At 69.7% G+C, this 13,182-nt stretch carries 15 protein-coding genes; 5 read left to right on the top strand and 10 right to left on the bottom strand.

Annotation, left to right across the window (positions count from 1 at the left end):
• Positions 1–6: 6 nt before the first annotated feature.
• The 3 genes from NBY65_RS15795 to NBY65_RS15785 are packed head-to-tail and all read right to left on the bottom strand — an operon-like array spanning position 7 to position 1,620.
• Positions 7–537 (bottom strand): periplasmic heavy metal sensor, encoded by a 531-nt coding sequence (locus tag NBY65_RS15795; RefSeq protein WP_162530407.1) that lies wholly within the window; start codon positions 535–537, stop codon positions 7–9.
• 10 nt (positions 538–547) lie between these two features.
• A complete protein-coding gene (locus NBY65_RS15790; protein WP_162530406.1) occupies positions 548–1,045 on the bottom strand; it encodes a hypothetical protein in 498 nt (165 codons plus the stop codon).
• 14 nt (positions 1,046–1,059) lie between these two features.
• The gene (locus NBY65_RS15785) at positions 1,060–1,620 is read right to left on the bottom strand and encodes a sigma-70 family RNA polymerase sigma factor (RefSeq protein ID WP_239002667.1); all 561 of its coding nucleotides are present in this window, start codon (positions 1,618–1,620) and stop codon (positions 1,060–1,062) included.
• A gap of 239 nt (positions 1,621–1,859) precedes the next feature.
• Here NBY65_RS15785 and NBY65_RS15780 point away from each other — a divergent pair, with 239 nt between their 5' ends.
• The gene (locus NBY65_RS15780) at positions 1,860–2,165 is read left to right on the top strand and encodes a cysteine rich repeat-containing protein (protein WP_162530405.1); all 306 of its coding nucleotides are present in this window, start codon (positions 1,860–1,862) and stop codon (positions 2,163–2,165) included.
• An 18-nt stretch (positions 2,166–2,183) separates the two neighbouring features.
• Here NBY65_RS15780 and NBY65_RS15775 read toward each other — a convergent pair whose 3' ends face one another.
• The 6 genes from NBY65_RS15775 to NBY65_RS33810 all read right to left on the bottom strand — a co-directional run bounded on the left by NBY65_RS15775 (position 2,184) and on the right by NBY65_RS33810 (position 6,329).
• On the bottom strand, positions 2,184–2,483 hold the full coding sequence (locus NBY65_RS15775; protein ID WP_150039236.1) for a hypothetical protein: 300 nt from the start codon (positions 2,481–2,483) through the stop codon (positions 2,184–2,186).
• A 261-nt stretch (positions 2,484–2,744) separates the two neighbouring features.
• Complete coding sequence (locus tag NBY65_RS15770; RefSeq protein WP_150039235.1) at positions 2,745–4,538, bottom strand: hybrid sensor histidine kinase/response regulator; 1,794 nt, start codon at positions 4,536–4,538, stop codon at positions 2,745–2,747.
• Positions 4,539–4,740: 202 nt separating this feature from the next.
• The gene (locus NBY65_RS15765; RefSeq protein WP_162530404.1) at positions 4,741–5,331 is read right to left on the bottom strand and encodes a hypothetical protein; all 591 of its coding nucleotides are present in this window, start codon (positions 5,329–5,331) and stop codon (positions 4,741–4,743) included.
• 143 nt (positions 5,332–5,474) lie between these two features.
• Complete coding sequence (locus tag NBY65_RS15760; protein WP_162530403.1) at positions 5,475–5,651, bottom strand: hypothetical protein; 177 nt, start codon at positions 5,649–5,651, stop codon at positions 5,475–5,477.
• A gap of 219 nt (positions 5,652–5,870) precedes the next feature.
• Positions 5,871–6,056: a CsbD family protein gene (locus tag NBY65_RS15755; protein ID WP_150039234.1), complete on the bottom strand. Its 186-nt coding sequence runs from the start codon at positions 6,054–6,056 to the stop codon at positions 5,871–5,873.
• Between the two features lie 141 nt (positions 6,057–6,197).
• Positions 6,198–6,329, bottom strand: a complete 132-nt coding sequence (locus NBY65_RS33810) for a hypothetical protein (RefSeq protein ID WP_275266218.1) — start codon at positions 6,327–6,329, stop codon at positions 6,198–6,200.
• Between the two features lie 312 nt (positions 6,330–6,641).
• On the opposite strand from NBY65_RS33810, the gene NBY65_RS15750 reads away from it, so the two are divergent.
• The 3 genes from NBY65_RS15750 (at position 6,642) to NBY65_RS15745 (ending at position 9,158) form a co-directional block, all read left to right on the top strand.
• Entirely contained in the window at positions 6,642–7,121 is a 480-nt protein-coding gene (locus tag NBY65_RS15750) for a CreA family protein (RefSeq protein ID WP_150039233.1), read from the top strand.
• Complete coding sequence (locus NBY65_RS33805) at positions 7,118–7,246, top strand: hypothetical protein (protein ID WP_275266217.1); 129 nt, start codon at positions 7,118–7,120, stop codon at positions 7,244–7,246. Before NBY65_RS15750 ends, NBY65_RS33805 begins: the two co-directional genes overlap by 4 nt.
• A 217-nt stretch (positions 7,247–7,463) precedes the next feature.
• Complete coding sequence (locus NBY65_RS15745; protein WP_162530402.1) at positions 7,464–9,158, top strand: methyl-accepting chemotaxis protein; 1,695 nt, start codon at positions 7,464–7,466, stop codon at positions 9,156–9,158.
• A 35-nt stretch (positions 9,159–9,193) separates the two neighbouring features.
• Here NBY65_RS15745 and NBY65_RS15740 read toward each other — a convergent pair whose 3' ends face one another.
• A complete protein-coding gene (locus tag NBY65_RS15740) occupies positions 9,194–10,957 on the bottom strand; it encodes a hybrid sensor histidine kinase/response regulator (RefSeq protein WP_150039231.1) in 1,764 nt (587 codons plus the stop codon).
• 369 nt (positions 10,958–11,326) lie between these two features.
• Between NBY65_RS15740 and NBY65_RS15735 the strand changes: the two genes are divergently transcribed.
• The gene (locus NBY65_RS15735; protein ID WP_150039230.1) at positions 11,327–12,808 is read left to right on the top strand and encodes a DegQ family serine endoprotease; all 1,482 of its coding nucleotides are present in this window, start codon (positions 11,327–11,329) and stop codon (positions 12,806–12,808) included.
• Positions 12,809–13,182: the final 374 nt, after the last annotated feature.

Below are 13,182 nucleotides of genomic sequence, written 5' to 3'. Positions count from 1 at the left end.
GGCAGGTTAGTCGGGTATCGATCCGGCCTCGGACGGCCCGGAACCGTCGCGCAGCGGCTGCACCAGCCGTTGCATCTCACTGATCGCGTTCCAGCGCTGGCGCGCGGCGATCAGGCGGCGTCGCCCCTCCGGCGAGACCTGCGCCATGGCATCAACCAGGGTGTCGCCGAACCGGTCGAAGAAGTGGTTCCAGGCGCGACGCCAGATGACGACGCCCTCGCGGACCGCGGCAGGGTCGTAACGATCCGCGATGACCAGATGTTCGAGGTTCTGGCGTGCCTCCAGCATCTGCCGGGCCGCTCCGGCAAACTCCGGTGCGTCGCGACGGATGACGGCACGGAAGGCCGCCGCGTCCTGGGCGGAGAACAGCGCCTCCACCTTCGCCAGCGCGCCGGTCAGCGAGGGATGGGGCCGGCTGGCGAGGCCGCTGCGCGCCATCTGTCCCACGATGACCGCCACCAGGAACAGGTTGAGCAGCAACGAGGCGGGCAGCAGGAAGCGCCGCCAGCGCGGCGCGGGATGCCGTGGCAGGGTCATCCGCGCCGCCCTACCAGGCCAGGGCCTGGAACGGCGCGGCCTGCAGCAGCCCGGCCAGGCCGCCCGGCCCGGGCGGGGCGGTCTGCAGCCACCCGACCCAGAAGCCGAGCAGCAGCACCGCGCCACCGCCGAACGCCATGCCCGCCCAGCGCAGGGACGCCGGCATCGCCCCGGCGCCGCCGGCGGGCACCGGCCACGCCAGGACAGGCGACCATGCCCATGCGCCATGCCGCCGGCGTGCCGGCGGTGCCGCGATCCGCGCGGCCACCACCGCCCGCAACCGGGCCAGGGCCGCGTCCTCCTCGGCGGGGCTCCATCCCATCGCCGCTTCGGCCTGCCCGGCCTCGAGCAGCAGCGCGTCGAGCCGGCGCGCCTCCCGCAGCACCTGCCGTGCCTCCGCCGAGTCCGCCAGCAGCGCGGCAGCCCCGGCGCGCCATTCCTCCGGCCAGCGCGGCAAGTCGGCGCCGTAGCTCTGCGCCAGCGCCCTGAACCGTTCCAGTGACAGCATCTGTCGCGTCCCTCTCATTCATCGGCGGGCAGCAACCGCGCGCGCAGGAAGGCCCGCGCCCGGGCCAGCAGCCGCTCGACCGCCTTGGCGGACAGGCCCAGCGCACGGCCGGCTTCCGCGCCGGAGAGTCCCTCGTCATAGACCAGCGTCATCGCCGCGCGCTGGCGCACCGGCAGGGCCTGCAATGCGCCCACCAGCGCGGCGGCACGCTCCCGCGCCTGCAGCGTCGCCTCGGCGCCTTCGGCCGGGTCGGCCTGGTCGAAGTCGTCCGGCAACGGATCGAGTTGCAGGCGGCGGCGCTGGTCGATGCAGCGGTTCACCACGATCCGGTACAGCCAGGAGGTGAAGCTCGCCCGGCGCGGATCGAAATCGCCTGCCCGGCTCCAGGCCCGCAGCATGGCGTCCTGCACGACATCCTCGGCCAGCGCCGGGTCCGGGATCAGCCGCAGCGCCACCCGCAGGGCGAAGCGCCCGTGGCGCGCGACGATCTCGTCGAAGGCCCGCCGGTCACCCCCCGCCGACCAGGCGAGTAACTCCGCCTCGGAGGCCTCGGCATAGGCGGGAAGCCCGGTCACGGCTGCCCGTCCGGGGATGGCGGGACACGGCGCGACCATCGGCCACACCGCCTCCAGGCAACTCCTGCACGCAAACCCCGATCCCATTCACCCCGTCCATGCCACGCCTTCGCCTCCGGTGATACGCGGCACGCACGGGAATCCCCCCGCCCGATCAGGCGCGGGGGATGCACCGCCCCGCCGGCGTATCAGACGCGGAACAGGGCGAGGCCAGGCTCGCCCGCGACAGGGAGAATGGCATGATGATGCGATATCGCCGGGCGAACGGAATCGCCCGCCCCGGCCTGCGGGTCGCCGCGCTGGTTCTGCTCGGGCTCTGCGGGGGCCTGGGGACGGCGCGGGCACAGCAGCCATCCCCTCAGCCGGGGCAGGCCGTGCGCCAGGCCTGCACCGCCGATTACCAGATCTTCTGCGCCGGCGTGCAACCCGGCCGCGGCCGCGCCCTGGCCTGCCTGCAGCAACATGCGACGACCCTGTCCGAAGGATGCCAGCAGGCGTTGCAGGCGGCCAAGGCAGCGCGGCAGGCGCAGGGATCGCGGTCCTGACAGCTTGCGGCGGCGTTGCTACAGGAAGCGGATGACCTGCCAGAACCGCCATGTCACCGTCACGGTCACCACCCTCGCGGCCGGAGAGGAAGACGCATGCGGGGGCGTCGGGTGAGGCACGGCTTTGGGATGGTCCGGCTTCACGGTGTTGCAACCGGCTGACACCTTGTCGAGCTCGGCATCGCTGAGTCGGCAAAGCCCGTACCCTTCGTCCTGCATCCGATCACCCGTTCTGTTATCGATCCAGTTTCCGGAAACGCCATCTTCCCCGGCTGCCTGGCCGTTAATGTGGCCACGCGGATGCGGACCAGGCGTCATGTCGGCGGCGCGCCATCCCACGATCCACATACGCAGGTAAGCACATCGCCTGTCACGCGCCCAGGCGGTACTTGTTATCGTGTAAAATCGATTGAAATAAAATACAAAATATAATTAAATAATTTCTGAAAATACGCCACTTTCTTGCGGGATTAATACATCACATCTGGCACACGATGCTCGAAGCGATGATCGCACAGGCGCGATATATTTCTGCCGGGAAACATGACGCGGCCATCCCCGCATCCACGGCAAGGCGCGTCAGCCGCCGGCAGCCGCCCTGACCTGGGGCTCCGGCCGCACCATTGTCACCGCCGGCAGCCAGAAGGTCACCGTGGTGCCGCGGCCCGGCTCGCTGCGCACGCGCAAGGCCCCGCCCGCGGCTTCGGCGAAGCCACGCACCCCGGACAGCCCCAGCCCGGTGCCCTTGCCGCGCGGCTTGGTGGTGAAGAACGGCTCGCCGGCGCGGGCCAGCACCTCCGGCGGCATGCCCTCGCCCTCGTCGATGACAGAGACCCGGGCATAGAGCCCGGGCCCCAGCCCCGCCGGATGGCGCAGGGTCATGCGCTCGGCCACCACCCGCACCGTCACCTCGCCGCCCTTGGGCATGGCGTCACGGGCATTGGCGGCCAGGTTCATCAGCGCCGCCTCCAGCTCGGCGCGCTCGCTGCGCACCAGGGCGGGCAGCCCGTCCCGCTCGATCTCGCAGCGCAGCCGGCAGCCATGGCCGAGCACGCGCGAGAGCAGGTCACAGACGCCGCCGACCACCTCTGCCGGGTCGGCCGTCGCCTCCCCCGCGCGGGCGCTGGCGTCATTGCGGGCGAAGTCGAGCATGCGGCGGGTCAACACCTGGCCTCGCGCCGACGCCTTGCCGATGACACGCGCCAGCGACAGCACGTTCTCGTCCTGCGCCCGGCTCTCGATCAGGCTGGCCGCGGTCCCGGCGGCCTGGACGATATTGGCGAAATCATGCGCGACCCCGGCGGCGAGCTGGCCCAGCACTTCCATGCGCTGGACCTGCCGGGCAGAGGCCTCCGCCATTTCCCGGCGCGCCTGCTCGGCGGCCAGGCGCCGCGTCTGTCGCATTGCCAGCAGCACGACGCCGGCCAGGGTCGCCGCCACCAGGGCGCAGATCGCGCCGACCACCAGCAGGTGCTGCGTCCACGGCCCCAGCACCGCCGCGACCGGCACGCTGTAGGCGATGATCAGCGGGAAACGGCCAACCTTGGCGAAGGCAAGGATGCGCTCGCGGCCATCGATCGGAGAAATTCCCCGGAATCCCCCTTCATCGGCATTATCCACCAACTGCCGCATGATCCCGCTGCCCGCGCGGGTCAACCGCGGCAGTTGGACGGCCTCGTCCGCGGGGAAGCGGGCCAGCACCTCGCCATCCGCACGCATCAGGGCGACCGCCGCCCCATCCTTGCCCTGCGCCGCCGCCCAGAAATCGCTGAAATACCCGACCGCGACGCCGACATGGACAGTGCCGTCGAAGCCGCCGTCGGCGGCGTTGCGGCGATGGCTGACGGCGAAACCAAGCCTGTGCGAATTGATGCCGACAAAGGCGCGACTGATGAAGGTGCCCTGGTCGGCCTCCCGCTGGGCCGCCCAGTATTCGCGATGCCCAACATAGTTGTAGCCGGCCGGGCCCACCGGCCCGCTGGCCGCCCATTGCCGCCCCTCGGCATCCGTGATCCCCAGGGCCGAGACCTGCGGCAACCCGGCATGCATCGCCCGCATCTCCGCCGAGAGCCGCGGCGCCTGGGCGCGGATCTCCTCCCAGCCCATGCCCTGGATGCGGCGCTCGAGTTGCTGGACCAGCAGTTCGTGCGTCTCGATCGCCTTGAGCACATGCTCGCGCAGCACGGCAACCATCCGCCGCGTGTCCTCGGCGGCATCGGCAAGCAGCCGTGCATGGTCGAACCAGGCGGCGGCGAGGAACAGCCCCGCCGGCACGACAAGGACAGCCACCAGGGCCCGCTTCAGCCAGCGCAGGGCGCTGGCCGCCACCGCGCCTTGCGTATCCTCTTGCCCCTGCATGTCCGGCATCGCCATGGTGCAGGTCCTCTACACCATCGGCCGGGACAGTTCACCACGGTAGCGGAAAATTTCCGGCGCCGTTATTTCAAAGCGACATCTTCAGCACAGACGAAGCCGGCAACGGGCGATGGAAGATCCGGCCTCTTCCCCCACCCGCGCCGCCCGTGGCACGACGCGTCGTCCTCGGGCCACGGACCGGCGTTGCGGCGCTGCCCGGTCAGATCTCGGCGTATGCGCGCCGTCCCGCCCACCAGCTCACCCCGCCCATGGCGACGATCACCACGGTGGCGGCGATCAGCAGCAGCACCAGTTGCTCGAACCAGCCGACCCCCGGGGCAGTCAGGAACAGCACGACGCCCACCGCGCAGATCCGCCAGGCCCGCGCCTGCACCCCGGCCACGAAGGTGCCGAGCGCCAGCAGGGTCATCGTCTGGATCGTGCTGATGCTGAAGGTCAACACACCCTGCAGGCCATTGCTGTACATGATGAAAATGGCGGCCACCAGGGCCAGCCAGATCAGCGCCTGCGAATAGACCAGGCGCACCCGGTCCTCCGGCGCCTCCACCTGCCGCCAGCCGGCCAGCACGCAGATGAGGCCGAACACCGGCGTCAGGGTCAGCCAGTAGCCGACCGGGGTGCGCAAAATGACCCCGAGCACCGTCAGCAGCAGCATGGCGATGTAGGGCGAATCCTGCCAGAGCCAGCGGCGGAGCGCGAAACGGGAAGAGGTGGTGTCGGCCAGGGCATCATCGGCATCCCGCGCAGCGGGAAGCGCGTCACCAGCGGTCGCGCCTTGCGTCGGTGTCATGGTCAGGCCCTTTCACATGTTGATCCCGGTTGCGGTCGGACCATGGGGATGGAGGCAACCGGCGTGGAATTGCCGTGGTCGCACGCGTGGAGGGACGGGTCAGGTCCCGTCCCTCCGGCGAGGCTGTCCCGCGTGATCCGGCATCACGGTCGGGTGGTGGCATCCTTTGCCTCGCCCGCCCCGGGTCCGCGCGGCCCGCCCGGGCCGCGCGCACGGACTTCGTCATAGCGCGGCAGATAGCGATAGCTGCGATCGAAGGGCCATTGTCCCAGGCGCCAGACCACCGCCCCCACGCCGAGAAGCACGATCATCGACAGCATGTTCTTCCTCCTTCCTGGCATGCGCCGGCCCATGGCCCGGTCCGTCCGGGACCTGGCAGGTACAGGCGCTGCACGTATCTGAATCGATCGAATGCAACGAACCCGTGCGGCATCCGGGATGGATTTGCCCGGCACGGCCTCGTTTCATGGCAGCGTCACCCGCCGGCCACCGGCATGCAGGCCAGCGCGAGGCTTGCATGCCGCAGCGAAGCGGCGGCGTCAGGACCTGCGGGCGGCCTCGCGCACCGCGTCCCGGGCTCCGCCCACCGCGTTCTGCGCCTTGCCCTCGGCCTTGTCGGCCTTGCCTTCGGCCTGGGTCTTGAGATCGCCGGTGACCTTGCCGAGCGCTTCCTTCACCGCGCCCCTGGCTTCCTTGAAGGTCCCCTTGATGCGATCCTTATCCATCTCACACCTCCCTGGGTCGTTCGCAGGCAGAACGTACGGGGAAAACCCCGGTTGCCCGACCGCGTCCGTCCTGAACGCGTTTTTAGGCTTCTGCCACTTCGGTGATCCGGCACCGGAGCCGGGCGAACACGCCCCGGGCGATCAGCGCAATCCGGGTGGCGGCGTCGCGATCTTGCCAAACAGCCACGTCAGGATCGCATAGGCGCTGATGACCATGATGGCCCCCATGATGGCGCCGGCGACCTGAGGCCCCCATAATCGCACCAGGGTCACGATGATCCACCCCACCGGATCCTGAAAGAAAGGCGGCTTGCCTGGCAATGGCGTCGGTCCCGATTGTTGCTGGCCTGGAGATCCGATTTCACAACACCCCGGGCATGGAGACGATCCCCGAACGCCTCGCTCACCCGGAAGTCATTTTGCAGCGTAACGATTCCGGCCCGCGGGAAACCGCCGCCCCCATGGCGGAGTGGCGTGACAAGAGCGTGGGCGACACGAACTCCCGCCATGCCATCGCGATACCATCGGCGCCCCGGATGACAGGCGGCGGCCGCCGCCCGCGAACCAGACAGGACCAGCATCGTCATGAGCAGAGCAAACCGGCTGGCCGGCCCCCTCCTTCTCGCCTGTGGCATCCTTGCCGGCGGCGCGGCCCGCGCCGAGGAAGTCGGCTGCGTCTCGACGACGTTCCGCGGCCTTGGACTGCTGAACGACAAGATCTGCGTCGAGAGTTTCCGCGACCCCAAGGTCGAAGGCGTCGTCTGCCACATCAGCCGCGCCCAGACCGGCGGCATCAAGGGCGCGGTGGGCGTTGCCGAGGATCCCTCGAACGCCGCCGTGGCCTGCCGGCAGATCGGCCCGATCAACATCTCCGACCGGATCGAGGACGGCGAGGACGTGTTCCGCGAAAGCCGCTCGCTGCTGTTCAAGAAACTGCAGGTGGTGCGCTTCTACGACAAGCCGAACAATACGTTGGTGTATCTGAGCTACTCGGACAGGGTGGTCGAGGGCTCGCCGCAGAACACCATCTCCACCGTCCCGGTCATGCCATGGCCAGGGAAATGACCCGTCACCGCGGACCGTCCCCCACACCCGAGGCCCCCACGACCAAGGAACATCCCGGCATCGAGGCGGCGCTGCGCGGCCTTGGCTGCACCACACGGGACGACATCACCTTCGAGGACGGCTGAGGCATCCTCCGCGACGGCGGAGCTTCGACCCGCCGTCGCGCCAAAGAAGGCCAAATATTTTCGGACCAAATACTTTCGGAATTGAATGCATATATTGTAAGTTGCGGATCGCCCTCACCTTCGTCTATGCACGGGGGAATATCGGAGTTAACTGCGCTTTGGTATGCAGTTTATTTTCTCCCCCGCGTGCAATCCCCAAGGGCGGCGCCACAACCCGATGACCCAGTTCCTCGACAATCTCAGCATCCGCGCGAAAGTCATCGTGGCTTTCGCGATCGTCCTCGCCTGCACCGTCGGCCTCGGCCTGTTCGCGGTGCAGCGGCTGGATGCGGTCAACGACGCGGCGGCCAAGATGCGCGACGACCAGCTTCCCAGCATCCAGGCGCTCGCCCGGCTGCAGTATCTGGTGACCCGCTTCCGCGCGTTCGAAGCGACTTATCTCCTCGCGCCCGAAGGCCCGGCCCAGGCCGAGGACGGCAGGATCCTGCGGGATCTGCGCGGGCAGATCGACCAGGCGCTGGCCGTCTACCGCCCCCTGATGAACCCGGGCCGCGAGCAGCAGACGGGGGAGATGTTCACCCAGGCGCTGACGGCGTATCGCGCCCTGCACGAGCGCCTGCGGGACCTGGTCCAGGCCGGGGACCTGCCGGGGGCCATTGCCTTCCTGCGCGGGGAGATGCGCGAGCAGTTCAACAACAACCTGCTGACACGGCTCGACGCCCTGATCGAGCTCAACGCCGAGCAGGCCCGTCTCAGCGCGCAGCGCGGCGCGGAACTGGGGGGGGCGGCGCGAACCTGGATCTTCGTCGTGCTCGGGCTGATGAGCGCGCTGTGCGTGCTCAACGGCTGGCTGATGGTGAACGGCATCTCCGCCCCGATCCGCTCGATGACCGCGGCGATGCGCGGGCTCGCCGGGCACGACCTGGCGACCGCGATCACCGGCACCGGGCGCGGCGACGAGATCGGGGCGATGGCGGGCGCGCTGCAGGTGTTCAAGGACAACATGATCACCGCCGACCGCCTCGCCGCCGAACAGGCCGAGGCACGCGCGGTGCGGGAACGGCGCGCGGCACGGGTCGAGACGCTGGTGCAGGATTTCGAGCGGCAGGTGGCCGAACTGGTGCAGCACCTCTCCAGCTCGGCTACCGAGATGACCGCGACCGCGGGGCAGATGACCCGCACCGCCGACCTGACCAGCACCCAGGCGAACACCGTCGCCACCGCCGCCCAGGACGCCTCTTCCAGCGTGCAGACCGTCGCCTCGGCGACCGAGGAACTCTCCGCCTCGATCGGCGAGATCACGCGGCAGGTCGGGCAATCCACCACCGTGGCACGGCAGGCGGTGGAAGAAGCGCAGCGCACCGACACCACCGTGCGCGCGCTGGCCGAATCGGCGCAGAAGATCGGCGATGTGGTCGGGCTGATTACCACCATCGCCGGCCAGACCAATTTGCTGGCGCTGAACGCGACCATCGAGGCGGCGCGGGCGGGCGACGCCGGCAAGGGCTTCGCCGTGGTGGCGACCGAAGTGAAAAGCCTGGCGGCGCAGACGGCGCGGGCAACGGACGAGATCGGCGCGCAGATCGCGCGCATCCAGGCGGCAACGCAGGACGCGGTCAGCGCGATCGGCGGAATCGTGCGCACCATCGACCAGGTCAACAGCATCACCGGCACGATCGCCATCGCGGTGAAGGAACAGGGCACGGCCACCGCCGAGATCGCCCGCAGCGTCCAGCACGCCGCCAGCGGCACCGGCGAAGTCACCCGCAACATCGGCGGCGTCAGCCGCGCCGCCGGGGAAACCGGCGAGGCGTCGCAGCAGGTGCGCGAGGTGGCCGATGGCCTGTCAAGGAACGCCGAACGGCTCGCCGGTCAGGTCGGCAGCTTCATCACCGGCGTCAGGGCCGCCTGAAACACCATCGGCCGCACTGGCGACAGCCCGAAGGATCAGGCCGCCGCGGACCCGATCGGCACCGCCACCACCGCCGGCAGCCACAACACCGTGAGGCGCGCCCGGCCCGGCCCGGCCTCGACCCACAGCGCGCCCCCCGCGCGTTCGGCAAACCCCCGCACCCCATCGAGCGGGGGCCCGGTCCGCCCCGCGCGCCCGACATCGGCGGCGCCACCACACGCCGCCCCTGCGCCCCCCGGCAGCAGGCCAGGGGCAATGCCCATGACCTCCACCCGGGCATAGAGGCCCGGGGCCAACCCGCCCGCCTGCGACACGCGTTCCGGCGTCACCCGGACCACCACCTCGCCCTGCCCGTGCAGGGCATCGCGGGCATCGCCGACCAGCCGGATCACCGCTGCCTCCAGCCCCGCGCGCCCGCCCCGCACCAACCTGGGCAATCCGCCGGCCTCGATCTCGCAGCGCAGCCGGCAGGCGGGGCCGAAGCCACGCGAGAGCATGGCGCAGATGTCGCCGACGGCCTCGGCCGGGGCTACCGCCGCCACCCGCTCGCCCCCGTCCTCGCCCGGATTGACGAAGGCGCACAGCCGCGATGTCAGGGTCCGCCCGCCAGCGACCGTGACGTCGAGCATGTTGGCCAGGAAAGACATGTGCTCGCTGCCCGCCTCCCGACGCAGCAGGCTGGCCACGCCGTCGACGACCTGGACCATGTTGGCGAAGTCGCGGGCAACCTCCGCGGCCAGATCGCCCAGCAATTCCATCCGTTGCGCCTGCCAGGCCGCGATCTCGGCCGTGGCGCGGCGCGACTGCTCGTCGATCAGTCGCCGTGCCTGCCGCATGGCGGAGAGCACCGTGCAGACAAGGGCGGCGGCCGCCAGCAGGCAGACCGTCCCGAGCCATAGCAGGTGCTCTCCCCACTCCGCCTGGATCACGGCAACCGGGATGCCGTAGGTGACCGTCACCGGATACCGGCCGACCCGGGCGAAGGCGGTGATGCGCTCGACGCCGTCGATCGTCGAGCGGGACCGGATGACGCCGCTCTCGGCCCCGGCCTGCAGGTGCTGCATCAGCAGGCTGGCCGGCGGCGCCAGCCGTGGCAGCGAGGCGCTGACGCTGGGCGAGCGCGCCAGCACCTCGCCGTCGTCGCGCACCAGCAGCACGGCGGCACCGCTCTTGCCGCGCGTGGCTTCCGTCCAGAAATCGGTGAAGTACCCCACCGTGACGGCGACCACGGCAACGCCGTCGAAGCCGCCATCGGCGGTACCGCGACGACGGCTGATGCCGAAATTGAACCGCTGCGTCTGCCTGCCGACATAGGCCCGGCTGATGAAGGTGCCGCGATCGGCATCACGCTGCGCCATCCAGAATTCCCGGTGCGCGACGGAGTAGATATCCTCCGCCCCCCCGACCGGCACGCTCGCCACCCAGGCCCGCCCCTCGCCATCGGCAAGCGAAAGCGCCGAGACCTGCGGCAATCCGGCCTGCATGCCCACCAGTTCCGCCGACAGCGCGGCGGAACGGGCGCGGATCTCTTCCCAGCCCAACGTCCCGGTCAGGCGCTCGACCTGGCGCAGCAGCAATTCATGGGTCTCGATCGCCTTCAGCGTGTGTTCGCGCAGCACGGCGGCGATGCGCCGCCCGTCATCGGTCGCATCCTCGATCAGGCGGTCGAGGTCGAACCAGGCCGCGCCGGCGAACAGCAGCAACGGGACGACCACCGAGGCGACCAGGGCACACCACAGCCGCCGCAATGTCGGCCCACCGTCTTCCCGTTTTCCTCCCGGTTTCTCCGACTTGCGCATGCCGGTGGCCCTTGTCGTTATGCGGGACGAGGAATTTTCATATTCACCCGGCCAGATTAAGACCGGACTTCCCTGGCGTTACTGACCGGCATGCCACAGGGTCCGATAAATTTCCATGACAAATCATCGCACCGACCCCGACATGGTCGATCAGGTTCTTATTGATGACTGAAGCGGCGTTATCGAATTCGCATCGATGGATCGCCGTTTCATGTCGCAATCCCATCTTCCCGGCTGCCATTGCGCTTAAAGGTAATTCATACCCGGGCAACGGTCCGGTGCACCCCACCGCGCCATGATAGCGATGCAGGCGGATCGCTCCACGACCCGCCACCATCACGCCGTCATCATCGCGGGGACGCCATTATCATGCCATCGCCCACGCCTGGCCCGATTCTCCCTCGCCTGCGCACCGGCCTCGCCGCTGCCCTGCTCGCCGGCACCATCCTCGGCGGCAGCCTTGTCGCCACCGTCGCCGGCGCCGCCGATCCCGCCACCGCCCAGATCGCGCCGGCGGCGCCGGCGCGCACCCTGCCCGACTTCACCGAGCTGGTGACACGGGTGAAGCCCGCCGTCGTCTCCATCACCACCGAGCTGCGCCCGCAGGAAACGGCGGAAGCCGACGGGACTCCCTTCCCGTTCGGCCATCTCCGCCCGGAACGCCCGCGCACTGTCGAGGCCCGTGGCTCCGGCTTCATCATCGATGCCGAAGGCACCGTGGTCACCAACAACCACGTCGTGGCGCAGGCCCGCTCGGTCAGCGTCACCCTCGACGATGGCACCGAACTGCCGGCGAAGGTGCTCGGGCGTGACCCGCGCACCGATCTCGCGGTGCTGAAGATCGATGCCGGCCACAACCTGCCCTATATCGAGCTGGGCGATTCAGCGAAGGTGCAGCCCGGGCAATGGGTGATCGCCATGGGCAACCCCTTCGGCCTCGGCGGCAGCGTCACTGCCGGCATCGTCTCGGCAAGCGGCCGCGACATCGGCGCCGGGCCCTATGACGACTTCATCCAGGTCGACGCGCCGATCAACCAGGGCAATTCGGGCGGGCCACTGTTTACCCAGGACGGAAGAGTGGTCGGGGTCAATACCGCCATCCTCTCCCCCTCGGGCGGCAGCATCGGCATCGGCTTCGCCATCCCCTCCGACATGGTGCGCAAGGTCGTGGCCGAGCTGAAGGCGCATGGCGAGGTCACGCGCGGCTATCTCGGCGTGGAATCGCAGCCGGTGACACCGGAAATGGCCACGGCCCTGCACCTGCCCGACGCGACGAAGCGCGGCGGCGCGCTGGTGTCGGGGGTGGAGCCGGACTCGCCCGCGGCCAAGGCCGGGCTGCAGCCGGGCGACGTGGTGCAGGCCGTCGACGGCCGGTCGGTCGCCACGCCGCGCGACCTTGCCATCGACATCGCCGCCCTCCCGCCGGGCAGCACGACCAGGCTTGACATCATCCGCGACGGCACTCCGCAGAGCCTCAGCGCCACCCTTGCCACGCTGCACGACCACAACCAGCCTGCCCCGGACGCCGGCAAGCCGGAACGGCAGGGGCTCGGCGTGGCCCTGGCCCCGCTCACGCCGCAACTGCGCGGCCAACTGGAACTGCCGACACGCACCCAGGGGGCGGTAGTGGTCGAGGTGCAGCCGGACTCGCCCGCCGCCCAGGCCGGCCTGCGCGAGGGCGACGTGCTGCTTGGCGTCGGCGGCCATCAGATCAGGTCTCCGGAAGACGCCGCCGCGGCGATCCGCTCGGCCACGACAGGGCAGGAGCAGAAGGTGGCATTGCGCATCCTGCGCGACGGCCACACCGCCTTCGTCGCGGTCAACCTGGCCCGCACATCCGGCAAGGGCTGAGGATACGCCGTGTCGCGGGGCGTTGCCCCGCACCCGACCAGGGGGCTTTGCCCCCTGGACCTCCACCAAGGGCTTCGCCCTTGGAACCCATTGCCGGGTTCGGGGCCCCGGGCCTGGCCATGCATACCGCAGACGGGCACGGAGAAAACGTTGCCCGTTGTGCGTGAATGTCAGCAGCCAGATCAGGTCGGACAGCATTTTGATCCGCCCGATCATCAATAACACGCCTGAGCCAATCGCAATGAAAGCCCCGTAAAGCGGCCATATCCCGAGCGCCCTGCGGACATGGAAATGCCGGCGCGCGTGGCGGTGCGGTGCCCATGCGTTCGCGCGCATGACGCCAGGGACAGGGCACCAGGCCCCCTTTCCTTGCA

This window comes from Rhodovastum atsumiense, from assembly GCF_937425535.1.
GTDB classification, from domain to species: Bacteria; Pseudomonadota; Alphaproteobacteria; order Acetobacterales; family Acetobacteraceae; genus Rhodovastum; species Rhodovastum atsumiense.
Note: the sequence above shows the minus strand (reverse complement) of the source record. Positions and strands in the feature narration are given on the sequence as shown.

Bases quoted from the DNA above. Each gene is read 5' to 3' on its own strand.
- NBY65_RS15750 (WP_150039233.1), top strand. From the start codon at position 6,642: ATGAGCAGAGCAAACCGGCTGGCCGGCCCCCTCCTTCTCGCCTGTGGC.
- NBY65_RS15765 (WP_162530404.1), bottom strand. From the start codon at position 5,331: ATGACACCGACGCAAGGCGCGACCGCTGGTGACGCGCTTCCCGCTGCG.
- NBY65_RS15790 (WP_162530406.1), bottom strand. From the start codon at position 1,045: ATGCTGTCACTGGAACGGTTCAGGGCGCTGGCGCAGAGCTACGGCGCC.
- NBY65_RS15755 (WP_150039234.1), bottom strand. From the start codon at position 6,056: ATGGATAAGGATCGCATCAAGGGGACCTTCAAGGAAGCCAGGGGCGCG.
- NBY65_RS15760 (WP_162530403.1), bottom strand. From the start codon at position 5,651: ATGCTGTCGATGATCGTGCTTCTCGGCGTGGGGGCGGTGGTCTGGCGC.
- NBY65_RS15775 (WP_150039236.1), bottom strand. From the start codon at position 2,483: ATGACGCCTGGTCCGCATCCGCGTGGCCACATTAACGGCCAGGCAGCC.
- NBY65_RS15795 (WP_162530407.1), bottom strand. From the start codon at position 537: ATGACCCTGCCACGGCATCCCGCGCCGCGCTGGCGGCGCTTCCTGCTG.
- NBY65_RS15745 (WP_162530402.1), top strand. From the start codon at position 7,464: ATGACCCAGTTCCTCGACAATCTCAGCATCCGCGCGAAAGTCATCGTG.
- NBY65_RS15770 (WP_150039235.1), bottom strand. From the start codon at position 4,538: ATGGCGATGCCGGACATGCAGGGGCAAGAGGATACGCAAGGCGCGGTG.
- NBY65_RS15780 (WP_162530405.1), top strand. From the start codon at position 1,860: ATGATGATGCGATATCGCCGGGCGAACGGAATCGCCCGCCCCGGCCTG.
- NBY65_RS33805 (WP_275266217.1), top strand. From the start codon at position 7,118: ATGACCCGTCACCGCGGACCGTCCCCCACACCCGAGGCCCCCACGACC.
- NBY65_RS15735 (WP_150039230.1), top strand. From the start codon at position 11,327: ATGCCATCGCCCACGCCTGGCCCGATTCTCCCTCGCCTGCGCACCGGC.
- NBY65_RS15740 (WP_150039231.1), bottom strand. From the start codon at position 10,957: ATGCGCAAGTCGGAGAAACCGGGAGGAAAACGGGAAGACGGTGGGCCG.